This is a genomic window from Mycolicibacterium austroafricanum (assembly GCF_902705885.1).
Classification (GTDB): Bacteria; Actinomycetota; Actinomycetes; order Mycobacteriales; family Mycobacteriaceae; genus Mycobacterium; species Mycobacterium vanbaalenii_A.
Genome location: NZ_CACSIP010000002.1, coordinates 71,011 through 94,456, shown reverse-complemented (window position 1 = coordinate 94,456; position 23,446 = coordinate 71,011). Strand labels below are relative to the sequence as shown.

19 protein-coding genes are annotated in these 23,446 nt (G+C 66.7%); 3 read left to right on the top strand and 16 right to left on the bottom strand.

Annotated features, from left to right (window positions below; translation table 11 throughout):
• Positions 1 to 4: 4 nt before the first annotated feature.
• The 10 genes from BEMPMBAN_RS03065 to rpsB form a co-directional block, all read right to left on the bottom strand.
• Positions 5 to 871, bottom strand: coding sequence for a glycoside hydrolase family 16 protein (locus tag BEMPMBAN_RS03065; protein WP_200845852.1), 867 nt, complete (start codon positions 869 to 871; stop codon positions 5 to 7).
• An 88-nt stretch (positions 872 to 959) separates the two neighbouring features.
• Positions 960 to 2,936, bottom strand: a complete 1,977-nt coding sequence (locus BEMPMBAN_RS03060; protein ID WP_159228912.1) for a primary-amine oxidase — start codon at positions 2,934 to 2,936, stop codon at positions 960 to 962.
• Complete coding sequence (locus tag BEMPMBAN_RS03055) at positions 2,933 to 4,456, bottom strand: APC family permease (protein WP_200845844.1); 1,524 nt, start codon at positions 4,454 to 4,456, stop codon at positions 2,933 to 2,935. Before BEMPMBAN_RS03055 ends, BEMPMBAN_RS03060 begins: the two co-directional genes overlap by 4 nt.
• A gap of 38 nt (positions 4,457 to 4,494) precedes the next feature.
• Positions 4,495 to 5,232, bottom strand: a complete 738-nt coding sequence (locus tag BEMPMBAN_RS03050) for an ABC transporter ATP-binding protein (RefSeq protein WP_159228911.1) — start codon at positions 5,230 to 5,232, stop codon at positions 4,495 to 4,497.
• 7 nt (positions 5,233 to 5,239) lie between these two features.
• Positions 5,240 to 5,749 carry an FtsX-like permease family protein gene (locus BEMPMBAN_RS03045; protein WP_200845851.1) on the bottom strand — a complete coding sequence of 170 codons (510 nt, stop codon included), beginning with the start codon at positions 5,747 to 5,749 and terminating at the stop codon, positions 5,240 to 5,242.
• A gap of 56 nt (positions 5,750 to 5,805) precedes the next feature.
• Positions 5,806 to 6,981: an FtsX-like permease family protein gene (locus tag BEMPMBAN_RS03040; RefSeq protein ID WP_159228910.1), complete on the bottom strand. Its 1,176-nt coding sequence runs from the start codon at positions 6,979 to 6,981 to the stop codon at positions 5,806 to 5,808.
• A gap of 203 nt (positions 6,982 to 7,184) precedes the next feature.
• Complete coding sequence (locus BEMPMBAN_RS03035) at positions 7,185 to 8,591, bottom strand: amidase (protein ID WP_159228909.1); 1,407 nt, start codon at positions 8,589 to 8,591, stop codon at positions 7,185 to 7,187.
• A gap of 40 nt (positions 8,592 to 8,631) precedes the next feature.
• Positions 8,632 to 10,011, bottom strand: a complete 1,380-nt coding sequence (locus tag BEMPMBAN_RS03030; RefSeq protein ID WP_234897270.1) for a sugar transferase — start codon at positions 10,009 to 10,011, stop codon at positions 8,632 to 8,634.
• A gap of 491 nt (positions 10,012 to 10,502) precedes the next feature.
• Positions 10,503 to 11,330 (bottom strand): translation elongation factor Ts, encoded by an 828-nt coding sequence (tsf, locus tag BEMPMBAN_RS03025; protein ID WP_159228908.1) that lies wholly within the window; start codon positions 11,328 to 11,330, stop codon positions 10,503 to 10,505.
• A 27-nt stretch (positions 11,331 to 11,357) separates the two neighbouring features.
• Complete coding sequence (gene rpsB / locus BEMPMBAN_RS03020) at positions 11,358 to 12,200, bottom strand: 30S ribosomal protein S2 (RefSeq protein WP_159228907.1); 843 nt, start codon at positions 12,198 to 12,200, stop codon at positions 11,358 to 11,360.
• A 290-nt stretch (positions 12,201 to 12,490) separates the two neighbouring features.
• Here rpsB and BEMPMBAN_RS03015 point away from each other — a divergent pair, with 290 nt between their 5' ends.
• Complete coding sequence (locus BEMPMBAN_RS03015) at positions 12,491 to 12,979, top strand: M23 family metallopeptidase (protein ID WP_159228906.1); 489 nt, start codon at positions 12,491 to 12,493, stop codon at positions 12,977 to 12,979.
• Positions 12,980 to 13,077: 98 nt separating this feature from the next.
• On the opposite strand, the gene BEMPMBAN_RS03010 is transcribed toward BEMPMBAN_RS03015, so the two are convergent.
• The 5 genes from BEMPMBAN_RS03010 to BEMPMBAN_RS02990 form a co-directional block, all read right to left on the bottom strand.
• Entirely contained in the window at positions 13,078 to 13,980 is a 903-nt protein-coding gene (locus tag BEMPMBAN_RS03010) for a tyrosine recombinase XerC (RefSeq protein ID WP_159228905.1), read from the bottom strand.
• A 32-nt stretch (positions 13,981 to 14,012) separates the two neighbouring features.
• Positions 14,013 to 15,173: an alpha-hydroxy-acid oxidizing protein gene (locus BEMPMBAN_RS03005; protein ID WP_159228904.1), complete on the bottom strand. Its 1,161-nt coding sequence runs from the start codon at positions 15,171 to 15,173 to the stop codon at positions 14,013 to 14,015.
• A gap of 36 nt (positions 15,174 to 15,209) precedes the next feature.
• Complete coding sequence (locus tag BEMPMBAN_RS03000) at positions 15,210 to 16,055, bottom strand: siderophore-interacting protein (protein ID WP_159228903.1); 846 nt, start codon at positions 16,053 to 16,055, stop codon at positions 15,210 to 15,212.
• 83 nt (positions 16,056 to 16,138) lie between these two features.
• Entirely contained in the window at positions 16,139 to 17,266 is a 1,128-nt protein-coding gene (gene dprA, locus BEMPMBAN_RS02995) for a DNA-processing protein DprA (RefSeq protein ID WP_159228902.1), read from the bottom strand.
• The gene (locus BEMPMBAN_RS02990) at positions 17,266 to 18,774 is read right to left on the bottom strand and encodes a YifB family Mg chelatase-like AAA ATPase (protein ID WP_159228901.1); all 1,509 of its coding nucleotides are present in this window, start codon (positions 18,772 to 18,774) and stop codon (positions 17,266 to 17,268) included. Before BEMPMBAN_RS02990 ends, dprA begins: the two co-directional genes overlap by 1 nt.
• A 247-nt stretch (positions 18,775 to 19,021) precedes the next feature.
• On the opposite strand from BEMPMBAN_RS02990, the gene BEMPMBAN_RS02985 reads away from it, so the two are divergent.
• Both BEMPMBAN_RS02985 and BEMPMBAN_RS02980 read left to right on the top strand, forming a co-directional pair.
• Entirely contained in the window at positions 19,022 to 20,656 is a 1,635-nt protein-coding gene (locus BEMPMBAN_RS02985) for an FAD-binding protein (protein WP_159228900.1), read from the top strand.
• Between the two features lie 86 nt (positions 20,657 to 20,742).
• Complete coding sequence (locus BEMPMBAN_RS02980; RefSeq protein ID WP_234897269.1) at positions 20,743 to 21,948, top strand: acyl-CoA dehydrogenase family protein; 1,206 nt, start codon at positions 20,743 to 20,745, stop codon at positions 21,946 to 21,948.
• A gap of 36 nt (positions 21,949 to 21,984) precedes the next feature.
• Here the strand turns inward: BEMPMBAN_RS02980 and BEMPMBAN_RS02975 are convergent, their stop codons facing one another.
• Positions 21,985 to 23,445 (bottom strand): MCE family protein, encoded by a 1,461-nt coding sequence (locus tag BEMPMBAN_RS02975; RefSeq protein ID WP_159228898.1) that lies wholly within the window; start codon positions 23,443 to 23,445, stop codon positions 21,985 to 21,987.
• Position 23,446 lies beyond the last annotated feature (1 nt).

Sequence of the window (23,446 nt, the reverse complement as noted above, 5' to 3'; positions counted from 1 at the left end):
GGCGTCAGAAGACCCTGATCCAGTCGACGCGCATCTCGGCCGGATAGGTGCCCGCGGCAGGCTCACGGCCACCGGAGCCGCCGACCGCGATGTTGAACACCGGGGCCATCGTGAAACCGGGGTCGTTGAACGGCCAGTCCGCAATGGAGTTCGCCGGCACCTCGAAGAACGGCTCCATGCCCGGCTGGTAGTCCTTCCAGAAGTACAGGCCACTGGGCAGCCAGGTCATCCGCCAGGTGTGCCACGCGTTGTCCACAGGATGGCGGTGGGTGGCGAACGACGTGCCGTCCAACCGGGCGTGCACCGTGGTCCCGGACGGCCAGTCGTTGTTGCCGTACCACTCGACCAGGTCGATTTCACCGCCGCGGACCGGGTTGTCGTTGATCAGCCAGAAGGCGGGCCAGGCGCCGTCGGTCAGACAGTCCAGCTTGACCCGCGCTTCCCAGGTGGTGCCCATCCCGCCGCGCCAGTTGCCGACGATCTTCGCGCTGGCGTATTTCTCCTGGATGGTGGTCCCGGGCCCGCGGGTGGCCCGGATGACCAGATTGCCGTTGCCGTCCTGGAACACGTGCTCCTGATCAGTGACATAGCGCCCCATGTTGAAGGGCTTGTCCCACTCGTGGGGGTTCCTGATGGTCTCCCGAGCGGGGACGATGAACCACGCCGCCGGGTCCGGCGGCGATCCGGCCGGGCCGTTGAACTCATCCTGGAACAGCATCGCGGGCTCGACGGCGTCGGGTGCGGGCGCTCCGGGTGGGCCCGGAACGGGCGGAATGTCACCGGGGACCGGCTGGGCGCGGGCCGTGGCTACCGGCAATGCGGCGGCCGCCGCACCCAGACCCATCATGAACATCAGGTGGCGGCGATCCATCTCTGGCACGCCCAAAATATAAACGACGCCGGGCCGCGACAGCCGCTGATACGGCTATCCGATTCGCGCGGTGGCACCGCCACCTACGTCAGTGCTGGTGGCAGGCCTTCGGCGGCGACGGTGGAATGTCCAGTGCCGGGTTGCCGTCGAAGAAACCGACCGGCTTGAGATGGAATCCGGTGTAGGCGCAAGGCATCACCGGCCAGTCCTCGGGCCGCACCACGTGGTGTGCCCCCACCGTGTACCAGAGCACGACGTCGGTGTCCTCCAGCGGCGCATCGTCGGTGATGAACTGCGGCAGTCCCTGAGCATCCGCGCACTGGTACATGTAGTCGCCCGCCGCGAACTTCTCGGCCGGGTCGTATTTCGTGACCCACAGGTTGTGCTGGACGAACCGGGCGCGGTCGTAGATGTGTGAACCTTCCTGCACCATCACCGGCACCACGTCCTTGGGGGTGAGCTTGTAGGCCACCGGCTGTCCGAGCTCGTTGATCTTCGACGGGTTCGACACCTTCCAGTACCGGCCGGTGGACCAGTCCCAGTCCCGCGCACCGTCGGACTCCGAGGCCACCAGCGTGTCCCGGGTGATCCACGCGTTGCGGTGCGGGTTGAGCTCCGGGTCCGGTTCGGAGATCGAATCCACCTCGTACACGCTGTTTCCCGGCCCGTCGACGCTCATGTCGAGCCGGAAGTTGAAGAAATGCTGATGATTGGGACCGTAGAGGCCGGGCGCGACCATCTTGCCCCAGCGGGGCTGCTGACCGTCGGAGATGGCCCCGGTGGTGAGCACCCCGGACAGCTTGACCTCCACCTCGATCGAGGCGTCGTTGTAGAAGTACCAGAAGAAACCGTACTCGTAGTTGCCGACGGTGCAGATCATCGAGATCACCAGTCGCCGCGACCGTCGCACCTCGACCTCCCCGGTGCGGAAATCGGTGTGCTTCCAGGAGATTCCGTAGTCCTCCTCGTGCATGCAGATGGCGTTGGGGATCGTCACCGCGTGACCGCTGGAATCGTTGACCGTGCCGTCGAAGTAGTAGATCTCCCCCAGACAATCACATCCGAGGGTCAACGGATTGGCCGAGAACCCCATGCCGACCTCACCCATGTCGAAGACGTTCTTGTTCCAGTGGGTCGGTGAGCTGTCCCCGTAGGGCACCACCATCTCCGACAGCGATGCGCGGTACATGATCGGCCTGGCTTCGCCACGATCGGTGTAGGTCACCTCGTGCAGTGTGATCCCCTCACGCGGGTTGAAGCCGATGCGCAGCGACCACTTCTGCCAACTGACCTGCCAGCCGTCGACGGTGAAACCGGGCCCCTCGGGCTGGGTGATCTCGATCGGCTTGACATCCTGCCTGAACTCGCTGAACGCCGGACGGTTGTTGGGATCGAACATGAACTTCTCGGCGTAGTTGCCCGCGGTCGGCGGCAGTGGCACGACGCCGTGATCCTCGATGTCGATGACCTCCATCGCGTCGAGGTCGAAGGTGACGATCAGACCCTCGACGGGGCGTGCGTACCCGTGTTCGGACGGAGCGGCCCGAACGAAGGTCAGCGGGCGGCAGATGAGAGCGGAGTTGTCGTAATGGTCCTGCGCGCCATAGTAACCCGCGGGCCAGGGGTCGATCATCGCCAAGCTGAAGTCGGTCACCCCACGTTTGCGCATCGCCTCCTGCCAGCGCGGGTCTTCCCGCACCTTCTCCTCCACCCCCGTCATGTGCTCCACGAGGTAGGACGGGAACCGGCCCGGGATCTCCTTCCACTCGTCCACGGTGCCCGCAAGGACATCGACGACGGCTTCGTAGATCATCTTCGCGGCGGTGTCGTACATGGTGGCAAACGCCCGCCGGGGCACCGGCAGCGCGGGATCGAACCTCAACGCCGGGGTCTTCGCCGGTTCGCAGAGCTGGATCATCACGAACTTCATTGTGGGCGTGCCGTAATCGGACTCCGAGAGGATCCGCGCCGCCGCTTCGATCTCGGCGCCCGACAGTGGGTCGAGCGGATAGCGGACCGAGTCACCGGCACCCGGTGTGCTCACGATTGTGCTGTCCATGGTCATTTTGTCGTCTCCTCCGCGTCTTTCTTGGTGAGGTCGAACACTGCGAGATGTGCCAGTGAGTCCTCTTGGCTGGCCTTGTGCGCCGACCTGCGGCCGAACACGTACACCGCGAGGCCGAGCGCGAACATCCCCAGGCTGATGCTCCCCACCCAGGTCATCCAGGTGCCCTGGGGTACGTCGATCCACGGCGTGACGAACGAGTAGTAGATGCCGCCGACCGTGCCCAACGAGCCGACGATGACCACCAGCCACACCCCCACCATGCCGCCGGGGATGCGCCAGAACTTCTCGTTGACATACCGATCCGCGTACTTCTTTCGCGCCACGATCAGCGGGATCAGGAAGAAGAACCCGGACAGCAGCCACACGGTGCTCAAGCCGCCCTGCAGGTAGATGGTGACGTTGGCCATGCTGCTCTGCGAATACAGACCGACCAGGATCAGCGAGGAGATGACACCCTGGATCAGGATGGCCGACACCGGGTTACGCGTTCGAGGGTTGAGGTGAGTGAAGATGCGGGGTAGGTGCCGCTCGAGTCCGGAGACGAAGATCAGCCGCGAATAGGCGACCTGGTACGTCATCAGGGCGACGATGATGATGCCGGCCAGGACCACCGCACAGATCTCCATCAGGCCGGGGAATCCGGATACGTCGAGCATGCCGATCACACCGGTGACCGGGTCGATCTCGTCGCCGGGAAGTGCCATCATGGTGCCCAGGGTGGTCAGCAGGTAGATCGCGACCAGCGCGGTGGAGCCCCACAGGATCATTCGCGGACCGCTTCTGCGCACCGAGAGGAACTCCGCGCCCATGTTGTACGGAGTCTCGACGCCGAGCAGGTACAGCAGCACGGTGCCGTAGAGGAAGCCTGCCACCGCGAAGTTGGGGATGGTCGCCTCTGCCCAACTGAAGGGCGTGGCCGAGCCGTTCTCGACGGCGAACAGCAGTCCGCAGGTGAAGATCGTGAGCGTCAGAACGCCGTACACGACGAACACGACGTTCATGATGCGCTGATTCGCCGCCAGCTTCGCCAGCGCCAATCCGATCACCGTCCACAGGATGACCAACTGCAGGATGATGCTCGTCGTCAACCCTAGTTCGGCGTGGAAGGCCAGCAGCAGGAACTGCAGCACCACCGCGGGTGAGGATGCCGCATTGAGGATCACCGGCACCCACGACAGGTAGCCCCCGATGAATCCCCAGGTTTCTCCCATGGTGCGGTAGGCCCAGATGTAGACGCCGCCCTGGCCCGGCCACAGGTTGCCGAGTTCGACCACGGCCATACCGGCGGGGATCAGGAACGTCAGGATGCCGAGCACCCACATCGGGATGGCGGTCCAGCCGCCGCCCGCCATCACCGACGAGCCGGTGACCCAGCAGATGATGAAGACGTAGGCGGCGGTCAGCCCGAAGGTGCTCATCACCTTGGGCAGGATCTGCTCGGGAACGAGCTCGGTGGTCATCAGCTTGTCGCGGTCGGCGGGGCCCGGCGCCCGTGCAGCCTCGAGTTCTTGGGTCATCAATGCTCCGAACCGATAGGGAACCCAACATCGTCGGGTCAGTTGACGATTTGTCCGTCTTTCATCCGGACAACACGGCTCGCTTCGTCGGCCACCGTGGGATCATGGGTGCTCGCGACCACGGTGACGCCCATGGTCGAGCACAGCTCGCGCAGCATCCGCACCACCGTCTCCCCCGTTCGGTGATCCAGGTTGGCGGTGGGTTCGTCGGCCAGCACGAGCGCCGGGCTACTGATCAGCGACCGCGCGATCGCGGTGCGCTGCTGCTCGCCCCCGGACATCTTCGTCGGCTGATGGTGCACACGGTGACCCAACCCGACGAGTTCGAGCAGTTCGGTTGCCCGCTTGCGAAGCGACCTGCGGTCGTAGGGCTCGAACATCAGTGGCAGCTCCACGTTCTCGACCGCCGACAGGAACGGGATCAGGTTGTAGCTCTGGAAGATGAACCCGATGGTGTCGTGGCGGAGCGCGGCGAACTGGCTCTCGGAGAGCTCGGCGGTGTCGCGACCGGCGATCTTGACCGTGCCCTTGGTGGGGCGGTCCAGGCCGCCGACGATGTTGAGCAGCGTGGACTTCCCGCTGCCACTAGGACCCATGAGACAGACGAACTCCCCGGGCATCACCTGCAATTCGGCTGCCACGAGCGCCTTGACGACCTCGTCACCGAGCTTGTGCAGCTTCCAGACGTCGCTGATCTCGATCACCGGTTTCGGCGCTACCTCGCTGTCGGCCGCCGGGGTGGCGGTGGTTTCGGCAGGATCGTGGAGTGCGGTCATGGACGGTTCAACCTCCCGCAGTCAGAGATCGGATGGGTGGCCGCGACACCGCGTTCCACGTGGGCACGATGCTGGTGGCGAGGGCGGCCACGACGCTGACGGAGGCTGCGATCAGCACTCCGGTGGCCATGCCGCCGTAGGAGATTCCCGAGGCGACGAACCCCAGTGTGGCCAGGACGATCCCGGCGACCGCCGCGAGCAGCGCGCCGAGCAGGGCGCCGAGTACCGCCGCGACGACAGGTTCGACGAGCAGTGCCGCTACCACGGGCCCGCGAGGAATACCGTTGGCGCTGAGCACCCCCAGTTCGACCGTGCGGTGGGCGACGGTGCGGGTGGTGGCCACCGCCACCTCGACCACCCCGACGAGCAGGACGGTGACGGCGATCAGCGTCACCGCGCGGCCGATCTCTTCGGCATGACCCAGCGACGCGGACTGTGCACTGATGCGTGCGGACATCGCGAACACCGATACCACCAGGAAAGCGCCGGTCGCCGTGGTGACGACGGGCAACATCATCTCCCGCATCCTCCGCCGGGCCGAGAGGTACCCGTAGGCAAGACCCTTGCTGACCGTCACCGTTCCTCCAGGAGTGACACCGGCCGTTGCTGAAGCAACCGGTGCACCGGCACCAGCGCCCCGACGATGGCCATCGCAGGCAGGAACATCGCCGTCACCGCGGCGCCCTGCGCCCAGGCAGTGACCGTCGTGAGGCTCGGGATCACCAGTGCCACAGCAGCACCCGCGGCGACAACGCCGACGATGTAGGCGACGAGGAACACGATCGCAGATTCGACGAGGAAGAAGTAGAGCACCTCGTCGGCGAGACCGATGCTGGACATGATGCCGAACTCGCGGCGTCGCTCGGTCACCGCGGCCAGAAATGACGACACCGCGATCACGAAGCCGAGACCCAGCCCGACGGTGGAGATCAGTCCCAGCGCCGAACTGGTGACCTTGCCCGAGAACAGAGCCGAGAACTTCTGCTCGAATGTCAGCGGCCCGGACCCGCCGACGGTGTCGTAGATCAACCCGTCTCCCTTCGGATCCGGCGTCACGGACGGGTCGGGCGTCGACGGCAGGCCGACGGCGCCACCGAGGGTCTGGGCGAGGTCTCGGCGCTGTTCGGCACCGGAGGGCGCGTACACCAGCCACCATCCGTTGTCCCCGACGAGCGATCTCGCCACCGCTGTCGGCACCGCCATCGACTGACCGTCGCCGACGATCCCGACGCGCAGACCCTGCCCCCCGACGGTGATACTCTCCCCCTGCCGGACACCGAGGCGGGCGGCCAGTTGAGCACCCAAAGCTGCTTCACCACTGGCGATTTGATCGCTGCTGCGCAACGACACCGACTGCCCGTCGAGTTCGACGACGCCGGACAGCACCCGGGCCCCGGTCCACCCGTCAGGTGGCGCGATCGCCGGAGCAGGACCGTCGGCGATCAGCGCCTGCGCGCCGGGGTCGTAGTGCACCCCGGCCGCGGGCACCACCCACAACTGGGCGTCGCCGAGGACGTCGATGACCGAGTCTTCGCCGGTGATGGCGAAACTGGTCGAGATGGTCCGGACGATCGTCACGCAGGCGATCGCCAGCGCGATCCCGAGAACGGACAAGATGAACCGTTCCGGCCGTCGACGGATGTTGGCCAGCGCGAACCGGACCAGACACGCGAACGTGTTTCCGGTACCGGTAGGGATCTGCGGCGATCGTATGGATGTGGGCGCGTTGTTGACCTGACTGGCCTCCACGAGAAGCGATGGTGCGAGCGCAACGTTTCGCCGACGGCCACCTGCAGTGTCGGCGTTGTTAACACGTTGCCAGTCGCGTTACAGCGATGTGTCTTCGCTGCAACGGATTTCGTCGCCCCTTTCCCGCGAGCGCGCGTGTCTGTACGTCGGCACGCCGACATTCATGGCATTTCGCGCGCGCTCGTTGCCGACGAGGTGCGTCCTCAGGCCTGGATTCGGGCCCATGGCCGGGCTTGCTCGAGCTCGTAGGCGAGTTCGAGCAACCGGGCATCCTGACCCAGCGCGGCCGAGAACATCATCCCGACCGGGAGCCCGGACGCGGATTCCGCCAGCGGCAACGAGATCGCCGGCTCGCCGGTCGCGTTCTGCAGCGGCGTGAAGGCCACCCATTCGACCAGCCGGTCGATGATCTGCTGGTAGTCGGCGGTCGGGTCGAGGTGGCCGATGCGCGGGGTGACATCGGCGAGCGTCGGCGTCAGCAGCACGTCGTAGGTAGCCGACAGCCGCGACGTGATCCGCCGGACCCGGGCCAGTCTGGCGATGGCCAGCGGTAGCCGGTGCAGGTTGCGTGCGGCGTAGCTCTCCAGCCCCAGAGTGAGGTTGTCGAGCCGGTCGCGGTCGAAAGTGTCCCCGAAGGAACGGCGGCCGCCTCTCACCAATGCGAACGCCAGAAACGACCAGTACAGCAGGAAGTCGTCCATGAAACGGGCCGGCACCGGGTTGTCGATCGGCGTCACCGTGTGACCGAGCTCCTCGAGCAACGCGGCGGTCTTGAACGTCAACGCGCTGACCTCAGGACCGGCTTCGCGGGTGATCGACTTGACGCACACGGCGATTCGCAGCCGATTCTTGGCGGGTCCGGCGACGTCGCCCATCGGGGGCAGCTTGGGGCTGGCGTGCACGCGTTCCATCTCACGGTAGAACGCGGCGGTGTCGCGGACAGAACGAGTGAGCACGCCGTTGTGGACGATGCGCACCGGCATCTGCCGCATGTCCTTGTCCAGCGGGAGCCGGCCCCGCGACGGCTTGAGACCCACCAGCCCGTTGCAGGACGCGGGAATCCGGATCGAGCCTCCGCCGTCGTTGGCATGCGCGACCGGCACCACGCCTGCGGCCACGAACGCCCCCGAGCCTGACGACGAGGCGCCGGCGGTGTGGTCGGTGTTCCACGGATTGCGAACCGAGCCCAGCCGAGCGTGCTCCGCAGAGGCGCTGAAACCGAACTCCGAGAGCTGCGTCTTGCCCAGCGGTATCAGGCCGGTCGCCAGGTACGCACGCGCGAAATCCCCGTCGGCGTCGGCGGGTCGCGGATCCCAGGCATCCGTGCCGTTCATCGTCGGCATGCCGGCGACGGCGACGTTGTCCTTGAGAAACGAGGGCACCCCGTCGAAGAAACCGCCATACGGCCGGCGCAGTCGCGCGCGTGCCTTCGCCTGCTCGAACGCCTCGTACGCCAGACCGTTGAGTTCGGGGTTCACCACCTCGGCACGGGCGATCGCGGCGTCGACGAGCTCTGGTGCAGATACTGTCCCGGCGCGCAGCGCTTCCACCAGACCGACGGCATCGAGGTCGCCCAGTGCGTCATCGCAGAAAGCGGAAATCCGGTCCATCGCACGACGGTACCAAAGCGTACCGGAGCGGGTCGCGGGTTTACTCGGCGCGACGCAGCACCGCGATGACCGTCATCGCCAAGATCCGACAATCGAGCCAGATCGACCAGTTCTCGATATAGAAGTTGTCCCATTCGGCGCGGTCGGCGATCGACGTCTGTCCACGCAGTCCGTGTACCTGAGCCCAGCCGGTGATCCCCGCCTTCACCCGGTGCCGGTCGCCGTACCGCGCGATCTGAGCGTTGAACAGGTCGACGTACTCCGGGCGCTCGGGACGCGGACCCACCAGGCTCATCTCACCCTTGATGACGTTGAGCAATTGCGGGAGTTCGTCGAGCGACGTGGCCCGCATGAACTTTCCGATCGGCGTACGGCGGTCCACGCCCTCGACGCCGCCCGGCGCGGAACCGTCGCCGGGCGTGAACGTGGCATCCGATTCACGCAGCGGCCGCATCGACCGGAACTTGCGGCAGCGGAACACCCGGCCATCGCGACCGATCCGATCCTGGCCGTAGAAGATCGGCCCCGGGGAGCTGAGCCGCACCAGCAGCATCAACGCGAGGAACAACGGAGATATCAACACCAGCCCAGCCGTGGCGAACACCCGGTCGGAGATGTGCTTGGCGTGGAATTCCCAGCCGCGCGGGTTCGTGCGGGCCACCGAGATCAACGGCAGGCCGCCCACGTGATCGATGCGAGAGTGCACGCCGATCGCGTCGAAGATCCGCGGAACTATCCACACGTTCATGCCGTGCTTGTGGGCGACGCGGACCACTTCGAACATGGCCTCGTCGCGGGTTCGCGAGAACGCGACGATGATGGACTCGGCGCCGGTGCGAGCGATTGCCTGCTCGATCTCGGCCAGCTTCCCCAGGTACGGTACGGCAGCCGGCGATTTTCGATCGGGACCCATTGAGGGAACCTCGTCATCGATGATCCCGACCGCGCGCAAGCCGTACGCGGTCGAACCAGCGATTCGTTCAAGCACCTTCTCGGCGATCCGCCCGTTGCCGACGATCAGCGTGGGAGCGGTCAGGCGGTTACGCCGGAAACAGAAGCGCTTCCATTCGATCCACAGCCACCGGCCGGCCGGAATCAGGACCGCAGCGCACATCCAGACACGGGCCACCGCACCGCTGCTGGACCCGGTGATCCCGGCGTTGAAGATGAGGCCGCTGAGCAGCAACATCGCCGCGAGGGCGGTGACGGCCTCGATCGTCGGCAGCTCTTCGAGAAAGGAGCGATTCAGCTTGCGCCGGTACCGGCCGCCGAGCGCCGACACTGCTACGACGGTCGGAGCGAATAAGCACACCATCCAGCTCGGCGGCAAAAGCTGATCGGCCCGGTTGGCCCACGTCATTCCGACGGCCACCGCCAGCGACGCGGAGGTGAGGTCGACCAGCGCGCTTGCATACGGCATCCACCGCGTCGACCTCTTTTGCTGGTCGGCCGATCGCTGATCGTCGGGCGCACCGCCATGCGCGGACATCAGGTTTGCGGCTTGGGAGGAACTAATCGTGTCGGTCAACGTGACCACGCTCGTTCGCACGTTCGCCCATAGTATGAGGTTAACTCGACTACATCCGGAGCAACGCGATTTGCGGACTCAATGACCCAGCCAATGCGTGGAACGATTTGCTGGGCCTTTGCCAAACGACGTCGAACCCGCATCCGGCAAACATCACCGCTATCGATCGCACGGTTGGAAGTCAGGCGATTTATCTGCGTGGCGCAGTCCGCGACATGAACCCGCTCCCGGACCCCGTGAGCTGGCAACGGCGGAAGTTCCACGCTGTCGTTGTCTGTGACCTCAGCGTTGTGCGCGGCACTGAGCCTGCCGAAATGCACGAAACCCCCGAGACCTGGGTCTCGGGGGTTCCGGTGGAGAAAGCGACTTCGGTGGCGAGGTGGCTACGCCTGACCGACCTCGAAGCGGGCGAACCGCGTCACGGTCACGCCGGCCTCGTCGAGCAGCGCCTTGACCGACTTCTTGTTGTCGGACACCGACGGCTGATCCAGCAGCACGACATCCTTGTAGAAACCGTTCACCCGGCCCTCGACGATCTTGGGCAGGGCCTGCTCGGGCTTGCCCTCTTCTTTGGCGGTCTCCTCGGCGATACGGCGCTCGTTGGCGACGACGTCCTCGGGCACGTCCTCGCGGGTGAGGTACTTGGCCTTGAGCGCAGCGATCTGCAGGGCGACCGCGTGGGCAGCCTCCTTGGCCTTGGCCGCGTCGGCGCCGGTGTACTCCACCAGCACACCCACCGCCGGCGGCAGATCGGCCGCCCGCTTGTGCAGATAGGCCTCGACCGTGCCGTCGAAGTAGGTGGCGCGGCGCAGTTCGAGCTTCTCACCGATCTTGGCGCTCAGGTCCGCGATGGTCTGCTCGACCGTGGTGTCTCCCACCTTGGCGGCCTTGAGTGCGTCGACGTCGGCCGCTTTCGAGGCCGCCGCGGCAGCGACGATCTGGTCGGCGACCGACTGGAACTCGGCGTTCTTGGCGACGAAGTCGGTCTCGGAGTTGAGCTCGATGAGCGCTCCGTCCTTGGCCGCCACCAGACCCTCGGCGGTGGCACGCTCAGCGCGCTTACCGACGTCCTTGGCCCCCTTGATCCGAAGCAGTTCGACGGCCTTGTCGAAGTCGCCGTCCGAATCGACGAGCGCGTTCTTCGAGTCCATCATTCCGGCGCCGGTCAGCTCCCGGAGGCGCTTGACGTCGGCAGCGGTGTAGTTAGCCATATCGGTCTTTCCTTAGAGACGAAGCGGTCAGGAGGTGGGTTCTGCCGCAGCAGCCTCGGCCGGGGCGGCTTCCGGCGCGGCGGCGGTGGCGGTGGCGCCTGCGAGAAGCTCCTGCTCCCACTCGGGAAGCGGCTCGGAGGCCAGCCCATCCTGGCCGGCCTCCGGCTTCTCGGCACCGGCACCGGAACGGGCCTGCAGACCCTCGGCGACGGCGGAGGCCACCACCCTGGTCAGCAGCGCCGCCGAGCGGATGGCGTCGTCGTTGCCCGGGATCGGGTAGTCGACGAGGTCGGGGTCGCAGTTGGTGTCCAGGATCGCGATGATCGGGATGTTCAGCTTGCGCGCCTCGGCCACCGCGAGGTGCTCCTTGTTGGTGTCGACGACCCAGATGGCCGATGGCACCTTCTGCATGTCCCTGATACCGCCCAGGGACCGCTCGAGCTTGTTCTTCTCGCGGGTCAGCATCAAGATTTCCTTCTTGGTGCGACCCTCGAAGCCACCGGTCTGCTCCATGGCCTCGAGCTCCTTCATCCGCTGAAGGCGCTTGTGCACGGTCTGGAAGTTGGTGAGCATGCCGCCCAGCCAGCGCTGGTTCACATACGGCATGCCGACGCGGGTCGCCTCCTGGGCGATGGACTCCTGCGCCTGCTTCTTGGTGCCGACGAACATGATGGACCCACCGTGGGCGACGGTTTCCTTGACGAACTCGTAGGCGGAGTCGATGTAGGTCAGCGTCTGCTGCAGGTCGATGATGTAGATGCCGTTGCGGTCGGTGAAGATGAACCGCTTCATCTTGGGATTCCAACGACGGGTCTGATGCCCGAAGTGGGCGCCGCTGTCGAGCAGCTGCTTCATTGTTACAACAGCCATGATCGGCCATTCCTCACTGTGTCGGTTGTGCGCGCAGCGTCGGGTGACGCCGAGCCCTGGTGTCTGCTGGTTGCCGGACCCGTTCCGAGGAGATCGGGACGGGACCGCCGGCATCCGGGTATGACCGCCAGTGGGTGGCCATGCGCAGACACGCGAAGTCAGCCCGCAGTTGCGAGCTGCGGAAAGAAGTTTACACGCTGAACAGCGGTGGTTTTACCATCGCGGTGGCCATCCCCAGCAGGCCGTTCTCGGGCTGGCGCACCGCCGCGCCGATCCGCTGAACTGCCAGTATGCGGGTGTTCACGGCGGTCCTCGCCCTGTTGCTGCTGGGCGCGACGGCCGCATCGGCCGACACCGGGCGGCTCGACTGGCCGATCCGGCCATCCCCGCAGGTGGTGCGTGCGTTCGACGCGCCGTCACCCAATTGGCAACGCGGCCACCGCGGCGTCGACCTGGCGGCGACGGCCGGGCAGCCGGTTTATGCAGCCGGACCGGGAACCGTGGTGTTCGCCGGGGAGCTGGCGGGCCGTCCTCTGGTGTCGATCGCCCACCCCGGTGGCCTGCGCACCAGCTACGAGCCGGTGGAGCCTGCGGTCCGGCGCGGTCAGGCGGTGAATGCAACGACCGTGATCGGCGCGCTGAGAGCGGGACATCCTGGCTGCGCGGCCTCCGCGTGCCTGCATTGGGGGGCGATGTGGGGTTCGGCTGCGCGCGCCGATTACGTCGATCCGATCGGGCTGCTGACGAGCACGCCGATCCGGCTCAAGCCACTCCGCTGACCCCCTCGCGCCGGAACTGTGTTCCAGTAGAAAACGCTCGAGTGCAGCCATGCTGGAACACAGTTCCGGCGGAGGTTCCGGGGGAGGTTGTCAGGCACTCAGGCGCGGGGGTGAGCCTGGTCGTGCACGGCGCGCAGCCGGGCGACGGTGACATGGGTGTAGAGCTGCGTGGTGGCCAATGACGAGTGGCCGAGCAGTTCCTGCACCACCCGCAGATCGGCACCGCCCTCCAGCAGGTGGGTGGCAGCGCTGTGCCGCAGGCCGTGCGGTCCGATGTCGGGCGCACCGGCGACAGCGGTCATCGTCTGGTGCACCACCGTGCGCGCCTGCCGCGGATCGAGCCGACCACCGCGGACACCGAGCAGCAGGGCGGCGCCCGAGCCTGTGGTCGCCAGAGCCGGCCTCCCCTCGGTCAGCCACTGCGTCAGCGCGACGTGCGCGGGTTCGCCGTAGGGCACTGTCCGCTGCTTGTTGCCCTTGCCCAGCACCCGCAGCAACCGTCGCGAGGTGTCGACGTCGTCGACGTCCAGACCGCACAGTTCGCTGACCCGGATGCCGGTGGCGTACAGCATCTCGACGATCAGGCGGTCCCGAAGAGCCAGCGGATCACCCTGTTCGGCACCGGATTTCGCGGCGTCCATGGCGTCGATCGCCTGGTCCTGACGCAGCACCGACGGAAGGGTGCGGCGCGCCTTGGGCACCTGCAGACGGGTCGCCGGGTCGTCGGTGATCAGACCGCGCCGCACCGCCCAGGCGGTGAACGTCTTCAGCGCCGAGGTGCGACGGGCCAGTGTCGAGCGCGCGGTTCCGCCGGCGGCCTGCGCCGCCAGCCAGGAACGCAGCACCGGCAGCCTCAGGTTGCGGAGCTCGGCCTCGGGGGCGCGTTGAGCCAGGAAATCGAACAGTGAGCGCAGGTCACCGAGGTAGGCGCGACGGGTGTGCTCGGAGCGACCGCGCTCCAGCGCGAGGTACTGGTCGAACTCTTCGAGGATGGCCTCCACTCCATCACCGTGGCAGACGCCGGCACCGCGACTCAGGTGACGCGCCGCAACGTGTCCGGGGTGAGATCGGCCAGCGTGGGATAGCCATCGACGGCCATGATGAGGTCTGTTTCGGCCAGCAGCGACCGCAACACGTGCACGATGCCGTCCTCGCCGCCGATGGCCAGGCCGTAGGTGTAGGGCCTGCCGACGCCGACGGCGGTCGCCCCCAGCGCCAGCGCCTTGATGATGTCGGCGCCGCTGCGGATTCCGGAATCGAACAGCACCGGCATCCCGTCGGCAGCCGCCACCACGTCGGGAAGGCAGTCGATCGCCGGCAGCCCGCCGTTGGCTTGCCGGCCGCCGTGGGTGGAGCAGTAGATGCCGTCGACGCCGCCGTCCTTCGCGCGGCGGACGTCGTCGGGATGGCAGATGCCCTTGAGCACCAGCGGGAGATCGGTCAGCGATCGCAACCATGGCAGGTCCTCCCAGGTCAACGGATTGCCGAACAGCTGCACCCACTGCATGACCGCGGCCTGCATGTTCGCTTCGGGTGGCTGGGCAAGCAGGCTGCGGAAGACCGGGTCGCTGGTGTAGTTCGCCAGGCAGTGCCCCCGCAGCTGCGGGAAGTTCGAACCCGCCAGGTCCCGCGGTCGCCATCCAGGGATCCAGGTGTCGAGGGTGACGATGACGGCCTTGTAACCCGCGGCCTCGGCGCGACTGACCAGGCTGGCGGCCAGGTCGCGGTTGGTCGGTGTGTAGAGCTGGAAAAAGCCCGGGGTGTCCCCGAACTCGGCGGCGACGTCCTCGATCGGGTCCTCGGTCAGCGTGGACACCGCCATCGGAACACCGGTGCGCGCGGCCGCGCGGGCAGTCGCCAGGTCACCGTGCCCGCCTTGGGCACAGATCCCGATCACCCCTACCGGCGCCATGAACAGCGGCGACGCGAGAGTCATGCCGAACAGATCGACGGTGAGATCGCGCTCGGTGGCGCCGACCAGCATCCGCGGCATCAGTCCCCAGCGGTCGAAGGCCGTCCGGTTGACGCGCTGGGTGCGTTCGTCACCGGCGCCGCCTGCGACATACGACCAGATCGACGGTGGCATCGCGACCTCGGCCTTGGCCTCCCAGCCGGCGTAATCCATGGGAAGGGACGGCAGTACGCCGGACAGGCCCTGGAGGTAGATCTCGAGCTGGTAGTTACCGAAGGTCATGGCGTAAGGGTGCCACCGGTCACCGGATCGGCAGGGCTATTTTGCCTCGGCCTCGGCCAGTTCGCGCTTCCACTGCCGGAAGGTCTCCTCGGTGCGACCCCGTCGCCAGTACCCGGAGATCGATCCGGCCCACTTCGCGTCGACGCCGCGTTCCTTGCGGATGTAGGGACGCAGGTTGTGCATCACGGCCTGCGCTTCACCGTGGATGAACACCTGGACCTGACCCGGCAGCCAGGCGGCTTCCTTGACGGCGGTGATCAGTGGGGCGTGGTCGCCGGCGCTCTCGTCACCGATCAGGTCGGCGCGCCCGCCCCGGTAGATCCACGCGACGTCGACACCGGGCGGCGCGATCAGCTCGATCTGGTCCTCCGGTCCGGCCACCTCGATGAACGCCTTGCCAATCGCATCATCCGGCAGGGCTTCCAACGCCGCGCTGATCGCGGGGAGCGCGGCCTCGTCACCGGCCAGAAGATGCCAGTCGGCGGCAGGATCCGGTGCGTACGCTCCGCTGGGACCCATCACGAACATTCGCTGCCCGACGGTGGCGGCGGCCGCCCACGGGCCGGCCACGCCGTGATCGCCGTGGACGACGAAATCGATGGTGATCTCGCGCTGCTGCGCGTCGGCACGGCGAACGGTGTAGGTGCGCACCGTGTGCTCCACCGCTGTGAAGCTGTCCTGTGTCAGCGGCTGGTCGAGGGCACCGACATCGACGGCGTCGTCGACGAACACCAGCTTCACATATGCGTCGGTGCTATCGATGGGAGTGAAGGTGTCGAAACCCGTTCCCTTTCCCGAGCCGCCGAGCACCACCCGAACCATGTGTCGTGTCAACTGCTCAGTGCGGACCACCTCGAAGGTGTGCACGGGACGTCCTGCCACTTCAACCCATCCTCTGCTCGGTTGTCCTGTCCGACTATACGAGCGCCGCCGCCGAATCAGGGCTGTCCGTGTGTCCCCCGGGACTAATGTTTGGCCAGCTTCCAACTGCCCTCCTGCTGCGTGACCAGTCCCCGCACCTCGAGCATCGTCAACGGCCCGAGCACCTCGGTGACCGGTAGTCCGGCCGCCACCGCGATCTCCTGCACCGCGCGCTTCCCGCGTCCTGGAAGGGCTTCGTAGACCGTGAGCTCCTCGTCGGTCAGATCGTCCAAACCGGTGGCCGGGCGCGCCACGTCCGGGGCGAGCTCCCCCACCTGCCCGACAAGTTCGACCACATCGGCAGCCCTGGTGATGACCTTCGCGCGATCGGCGAGTAAGTCATGACAACCGACCGACGCCGAGGATGTGATCGGGCCGGGGACGGCGCCCACCGGCCGCCCCAACGCCTTGGCCCACGACGCCGTGTTGGCCGCACCACTGCGGACTCCGGCCTCGACGACCACCGTCGCCCGCCCCAGTGCGGCCACCAGCCGGTTGCGCGTCAGGAACTGCCGGCGGGTCGGCCGCATTCCCGGTGGGTATTCCGTGACCACCAAACCGTGTCGCCCGATCCGGTGCAGTAGCGCCGAATGCCCTGCCGGATAAGGCACATCGATGCCCGCGGCGAGAACCGCAACGGTCCGCCCGTCTGCGGCCAAGGTCGCTCGGTGAACGGCACCGTCGACACCGTACGCACCGCCGGACACGACCGCCACGTCGCGCTCGACCAGGCCGGCAGCAAGATCTGCGGCCACATAATCGCCGTAGGCGGTGATGGCCCTGGTGCCGACGATCGAGGCCGACCGCTCGGCGACATCCCACAGCTCCAGCGGACCGACCACCCACAGCACCAGCGGCGGATGCCCCTGCGGCCGTTTTTCATGGTTCAGCGTGTGGAAGCCGGCGAACGCGAGGTGCGGCCATTCCTCGTGCTCCGCGGTGACCAGACGTCCACCCATCCGGTCGAGTATCTCGAGATCCGCGTCGGCGCAGTCGATGTCGAACCGGGCCGCGGTGGCCCGCTTCAGTCGGTCGTTCTCGAGATCGCGGCGTCGGACCCGGGCGGCAGCCTCGACCACACCGACCGAAGAGACCAGTTGGGCCAGAAGCGGATTCGGCGGTTCGGTGACCCGGGAAAGGTACGCCCACGCGCGGCGACTCTCGGCGTCCATCAGAGCGCCCCTCCCTGCCGAAAAGACAGCGCCGTCATGACGTCCGTCTTGCCCGGGCAGGTCCGCCCTCCCAGGTCACACAGCGTCCACGCGACCCGCAGCGTCCGATCCACTCCCCGGATCGTCAACTGCCCGCGGTCCAGGGCGGTTCGCAGCGGGGCCATCGCCTCGGTCGAGGGCCAGAACTTGCTGCGCAACAGCGCGCCGCCGACGTCGGCATTGGTCGCGATCCCGTACGGGCGCCAGCGTTCCTCGGCGGCTTTGCGCGCCGCCCAGACCCGCTGCCGCACCACAGACGTGGCCTCCCCCGGCTCGGAGGCGAACGGACCTCCGCGGGAGGCGTGCATCTCGACACGCAGATCGACGCGGTCGAGCAACGGCCCGGACAGCTTGGTGCGGTAACGCCGCTTCTCCGGAGAGGCGCAGATGCAGTCACGCGGGTCAGGCGGTGCGCACGGGCACAGGTTGGCGGCGAGCACCAACTGGAACCGGGACGGATACCTCGCGACGCCTTCCCGTCGGGCGAGTCGGATCTCGCCGTCTTCCAACGGTGTTCGCAGCGCCTCGAGCGCGCCTCTGTTGATCTCGGCGAACTCGTCGAGGAACAACACCCCGCGGTGGGCACGGCTGACCGCGCCAGGTCTCGCCATCCCCGGTCCGCCGCCGACCAACGCTGCCACACTGGATGTGTGGTGCGGGGCGACGAATGGTGGCCGGGTGATCAGCGGTGACTCGCCGGTCAACAACCCTGCGACCGAGTGAATCGCCGTGACCTCCAGGGATTCCTCGTGAGAGAGTGTCGGCAAGAGCCCCGGAAGCCGCTGCGCCAGCATCGTTTTTCCGACACCGGGCGGTCCGGTCATCATCAGGTTGTGGGCACCGGCTGCCGCCACCTCGACCGCGTAGCGGGCATGTGGCTGCCCGAGTACGTCGGCGAGGTCAGCAGCCGTCTCCGGCTTCTCGGGTGGCTCGTCGATCCGCGGATCGAGGTCTCCCTTGCCCGCCAGCCACCGCTGAAACTGGCGCAGCGTTCTCGCGCCCCAGACCTCGATCCCGTCGACAAGGCAGGCCTCGGCCAGATTGTCGATCGGCACCACCACCGCGGGCCAACCCTGTTTCTGTGCGGCCAACACCGCGGGCAACACTCCCTTGATCGGGCGAACCCGGCCGTCGAGCGCCAGTTCACCGAGCAGCACCGTCTTCTCCAAGCGCGGCCAGGCCTTCTTGCCGTGCGCCGACAGCACCGCAGCGGCCAGCGCGATGTCATAGACCGAGCCCATCTTCGGCAGCGTCGCCGGCGACAACGCGAGGGTGAGCCGAGCCATCGGCCAATCGAACCCACAATTGGTGATGGCCGCGCGTACCCGGTCCCGCGACTCCTTCAACGCCGCGTCGGCCAACCCGACCAGGTGGACACCCGGCAGTCCCGCGGTGATGTCCGCCTCGATCTCCACCATCTCGCCTTCCACACCGCGCACCGCCACCGAGAACGCTCTGCCCAGTGCCATCAGCGGATCCTGTTTCGTACTGCCTTACCCATGACGCCACCGTGCCCGGCCGCACCGACAGGTTCTGGCCTCGGCAACCAGTTGTGCACAGTCCGCACTTCATCCACAGGCTTGGCGCCGCTCACCGCGGCCTCCGTCCCGTTCGGCGGAACCCTCGTTGACACCCTGGCCGCGCCTACATAGCGTCAGTGGTCGCCACTCAGTGCGTAGATCGTTGCCGCACCCGACGCTACCCAAGAGGCTCGAATTGAACAGCACAGGAAGTGATTTCGACGTCGTAGTCGTCGGCTTCGGCGCTGCGGGCGCCTGTGCGGCCCTCGCCGCGGCCGAGGCAGGCGCGCGAGTGCTCGTCGTGGACCGCGCACTCGGCGGGGGCGCCTCGGCGCTTTCCGGAGGCATCGTATACGCCGGTGGTGGCACCCCCTACCAGCAGGCAGCCGGTGTCGACGACAACCCGGACAACATGTTCGACTACCTACGCCAAGAGGTACAGGACGCTGTTGACGAGGAGACTCTCCGCCGGTTCTGCAACGGCAGCGTCGAGCAACTGGAGTGGCTGGAGAGCCACGGCGCCCGCTTCGACTCGTCATTGTGCGGCTACAAGACTTCCTATCCCACCGACGAGCACTATCTGTACTACTCAGGAAACGAGAAGGCCTATCCGTTCCACCTGCACTCGTCTCCCGCGCCACGGGGACACCGACAGGTAGCCAAGGGCATGAGTTCCGGCCGTGTGCTCTGGGAGGCACTGCGCGACTCGGCACTCCGACTCGGTGTCACGTTCTGGCCGAGGACACTGGTCGACGAACTCATCCTCGAAGGCGGTCATGTCGCCGGAATCCGCTGTCGGACAATGGTGGACGATGGCAGTAGGAATTCACGAAGATATCAGCGGGCGGCCTCGGCGGCAGCCAAGCTCACCAACTGGACACCGCCCCTGGGGCACCTACTCAATCGACGCGCTGAGCGGTCCTGGCGACGGACCGCGCGGCCGCGCACCGTTCACGCGCCGACCGTCGTGCTGGCCGCCGGCGGGTTCATCTTCAACAGGGACATGTTGAGGCGGCACGCTCCCACTCACGTTCTGGTGTCCCCACTCGGCACCGAAGGTGACGACGGTTCCGGAATCGCGCTAGGGGTCAGTGCCGGTGGGGCGACGGCCCACCTCAATCAGGTCACCGCCTGGCGCTTCATCTCTCCCCCCTCGGCGCTGGTCGAAGGAATCGCGGTAGGCATCGACGGAACGCGGATCGCCAACGAAGACCTCTACGGCGCCACTCACGCTGAAGCCATGATCAGGCACTACGGCGGCAAGGGCTTCCTCATCGTGGATTCGCGCGTCTGGCGACGCGCGAGGTCACAGCTGCTATCCCATACACAGCTGTTTCAGAGGGCCACCATGGCGCCGGTGTTCGCCGTGGCCCATCGCAAGGCGGACACCCTCGCCGGACTGGCCGACAAGCTCGGCGTGTCAGGAACGGGCCTCACCGACAGCGTCACCGCGTACAACGGTGCCATCGCCGACGGACGCGATGATCCCATGCACAAGGCCGCCGAGTTGTGCACGCCGATTCTGCAACCGCCGTTCTACGGTGTCGACATCTCATTAAAATCGTCACCCGCTGATTTTGTGCCGGGTCTGACGCTGGGTGGCCTGACAGTCGACACAGCGACCGGAAACGTCCGCACGGCAGCCGGGGACAGGGTCGAAGGACTGTACGCCGCAGGCCGCACCGCTGTCGGGATCTGCTCGAAATCCTATGTGAGTGGGCTGTCGCTGGCCGATTGTGTGTTCTCCGGCAGGCGTGCGGGCCGCCATGCTGCCCGAACATCCTCTACCGCAGCGCATGCGACAGATCTGCAGGCACGTCCTGTCAGCTGACCCAGGCACCGGATGAAACACCTGAGGCGGGCCATCCAACTCGCTCGATCATGATCACCATCACCACCGCCAGTAGGAGGCCTCCGGTGGCTGAAAACACCGTATCGACCGTCGCCGAGCCGTGTTCCGGGTACGTAGCCGACGTCGCCTCGTACCGGCAGGCGTTCCGCCGCTACCTGGCCGACCTCGACTGGGCGCAGGAGTGGCGAGCGGCAACATCCACCAGTGCCGAGGACCAGATGGCCCACGACGCCGGTGTACTTGCCAGGTTGTACCAGGCGGGCTGGAACAGGTACGGCTGGCCGCATGCTGCAGGAGGGCTGGGCGGCAACGAGATCCATCGCGCGACGTACTACGAAGAACTCGGCCGAGCCGGCCTTCCGGTACCGGCCCAGCACTGGACCCTGGAAACGCTGGGTCCCGCGCTCCTGGCGTTCGCACCGGCTGTGGCGCAAGCGCATCTGCCGGCGTACCTCGCCGGTACCGAGTGGTGGGGACAGTGCTTCTCCGAACCGGAGGCGGGCAGCGATCTCGCGGCGTTGCGAACCAGGGCTGCGGACAACGGCTCCGACGGCTTCACCGTCAACGGCCAGAAGATCTGGACGAGCCAGGGGCCTACCGCGACGCGGTTGCTGGTGTTGGTGCGCACCGGACCTGCCGACAGCCGGCACCGCGGGTTGACGATGATGATGGTCGACGCCGACACCACCGGTGTCACCATCCGTCCGATCGCACTGGCAAGTGGTCGCCGCGAATTGGCCGAGGTGTTCTTCGACGACGTCCGGGTGCCGCGAGACCGACTCGTGGGCGAGGTCGGCGACGGATGGGCGGTCGCGATGTACCTGATGCAGTTCGAACGCGGCATGTACGGATATGCGCTACTGACCACCATGCTTGCCGAGTTGGCGACGTTGCGCTCGCAGATCAGCGTTCAGGGCACTTCTGGCACCAACCGCGACCGCTTCGCCCGCACTTACATCGAGGTGGTGGCCGCGCAGGCCAGAGCAGCGCAGACAGTTCGTCAGCTCGCCGGCGGACAGACGATCGGTCCCGGGAGCAGCGTTGACAAGTTGCTGTTCAGCAGTGCTGAAAAGCGAGTCCAGGATCTGGTCTTCGATGTTCGCCAGGCGTGGATGATCAACGGCGAGGAACCGGCGCACCGCGGGCTGGACGCGGCGCGGGCACAGTGGTGGTACTCGCGCGCCGCCACGATCATGGGCGGCTCGGCAGAGGTGCAGCGCGGTCTCATCGCCGACCACATCCTGCGGTTGCCCAAGCAGATCCGCCGGTAGCCCGGCGGGCGCACCGGCCTGCCGCCCCCAGCGCGGCTAACCGCCAGGCAGCAACATCGTCTGCCACGTCTTCTCCTCCGGCGCGACCCGGGACAGTTCAGCCTGCGTGTACACGCGCCCGTCCGGTGCGATGTAGGAACCGGTGGACGGGTCGTACTGAGCAACCGCGAGTGGAGCCTCCGGTATCGGCGGTGCCGGTGACGCCGCAGCGACCGGCGGCGTGCCCGGCGGCAGCTGCGGGACGCCCTGACCGGACAGTGTCGCGTTGGGATCACCCTTCCAGTTCATGCCGTCGTTGAGCGGGACGTACTGCTCATCGCTCTCGCACATCTTGACCGTCGGTGCCCGCTTACCGGGGCGTGTCTGACAAGGGATGTTGCGCGCCCCGCGGACATTCTGTTGAGCTTCCTGCGGAATGCGGCAGTACAGGTCACCGACGGGACGGTCGGGTGCGTCGGTCTGTGCAGGTGTGCGGCGCTGCGATGGGGGCAGGAAACCGGTCGTGCAGGGCGGCGGCAGGTTGATGTTCAGGTTGAAGTCCAGGTAGGTGCCGTTGTAATCCTGCTGGTGGCCATGGTTGGCCACCATTCCGCCCTGTGCCATCGACACACCCTGAGGTATCAGCACCAGTAGCTGTTCGATTCCATCGTGATAGGTGACCGCGACCTGGCTGAGGCTCACCAAGTTGGCCAGGATGATCGGGACCGTCGGCGCCACCCTGTCGATCAGCGCTGTGGTCTCCGCAGCGGCGGGTCCACCGGTGTCGATCAATCCGGCCAGTGCCTGGTCGTTGTCCCGCAATTCACCGGTGATGTCCGCCAAGTTTCTCGCCCAGGAGTGGATGTCGTCGGCGGTGTCGATCTGTGCGTCGAGCAACGGCTGGGATTCGTCGATCAGGGTGGTGATGGAGTCCAGGTTGGTTCGCGCATCGGCGGACAAGGTGGTGGCACCTTTGACGATTCGCGACAGTTCAGGGCCCAGGCCACCGAAGGCCAGATACGACTCGTCGACGACCGTCCGGAGGCTGTCATGCGGTATCGCCAGCAGTCCCACGTTGACCGAGTCGAGAAGCCCGTCGATGGGTGGTGGCACGGAGGTGTCCGCGAGGGGAAGAACATCGCCGTTCTTCAGCGGCGGGGAGGTGTCGTCACGCGGCAGCAGCGCCACATACTGTTCGCCGATCGCGGACTGGCTGTGTACCTCTGCCCGGAGGTTGGACGGGATCGAAACACCGGAATCCAGCGATAGCTGGGCCCGCACCAGGCCATCCGGTTCCAGAGCCACCGATGTCACCTTGCCGACGTGGGTGCCCCGGTAGGTGACGTTGCCTGTGGGGTACAGACCGCCCGAGTTGGGCAGCTCCATTGTCACGGTGTAACGGCCGACACCGAACATCGCCGGCAACCGCACGTAGCCGAGCATCATCACCGACCCAGCGATGAGCGCGATGACCGCGAAGACAACCAACTGGACCTTGATGCGTCTGTTCACCCGCATG

What these genes read in the sequence shown, in the direction of transcription:
- BEMPMBAN_RS03060 (WP_159228912.1), bottom strand. Translation starts at nt 2,936, where the DNA reads ATGACCATGGACAGCACAATCGTGAGCACACCGGGTGCCGGTGACTCG.
- BEMPMBAN_RS02975 (WP_159228898.1), bottom strand. Translation starts at nt 23,445, where the DNA reads ATGCGGGTGAACAGACGCATCAAGGTCCAGTTGGTTGTCTTCGCGGTC.
- BEMPMBAN_RS03055 (WP_200845844.1), bottom strand. Translation starts at nt 4,456, where the DNA reads ATGACCCAAGAACTCGAGGCTGCACGGGCGCCGGGCCCCGCCGACCGC.
- BEMPMBAN_RS03030 (WP_234897270.1), bottom strand. Translation starts at nt 10,011, where the DNA reads ATGCCGTATGCAAGCGCGCTGGTCGACCTCACCTCCGCGTCGCTGGCG.
- BEMPMBAN_RS03015 (WP_159228906.1), top strand. Translation starts at nt 12,491, where the DNA reads ATGCGGGTGTTCACGGCGGTCCTCGCCCTGTTGCTGCTGGGCGCGACG.
- BEMPMBAN_RS02990 (WP_159228901.1), bottom strand. Translation starts at nt 18,774, where the DNA reads ATGGCACTGGGCAGAGCGTTCTCGGTGGCGGTGCGCGGTGTGGAAGGC.
- BEMPMBAN_RS03005 (WP_159228904.1), bottom strand. Translation starts at nt 15,173, where the DNA reads ATGACCTTCGGTAACTACCAGCTCGAGATCTACCTCCAGGGCCTGTCC.
- tsf (WP_159228908.1), bottom strand. Translation starts at nt 11,330, where the DNA reads ATGGCTAACTACACCGCTGCCGACGTCAAGCGCCTCCGGGAGCTGACC.
- BEMPMBAN_RS03050 (WP_159228911.1), bottom strand. Translation starts at nt 5,232, where the DNA reads ATGACCGCACTCCACGATCCTGCCGAAACCACCGCCACCCCGGCGGCC.
- BEMPMBAN_RS03035 (WP_159228909.1), bottom strand. Translation starts at nt 8,591, where the DNA reads ATGGACCGGATTTCCGCTTTCTGCGATGACGCACTGGGCGACCTCGAT.
- rpsB (WP_159228907.1), bottom strand. Translation starts at nt 12,200, where the DNA reads ATGGCTGTTGTAACAATGAAGCAGCTGCTCGACAGCGGCGCCCACTTC.
- BEMPMBAN_RS03065 (WP_200845852.1), bottom strand. Translation starts at nt 871, where the DNA reads ATGGATCGCCGCCACCTGATGTTCATGATGGGTCTGGGTGCGGCGGCC.
- dprA (WP_159228902.1), bottom strand. Translation starts at nt 17,266, where the DNA reads ATGGACGCCGAGAGTCGCCGCGCGTGGGCGTACCTTTCCCGGGTCACC.
- BEMPMBAN_RS03045 (WP_200845851.1), bottom strand. Translation starts at nt 5,749, where the DNA reads ATGATGTTGCCCGTCGTCACCACGGCGACCGGCGCTTTCCTGGTGGTA.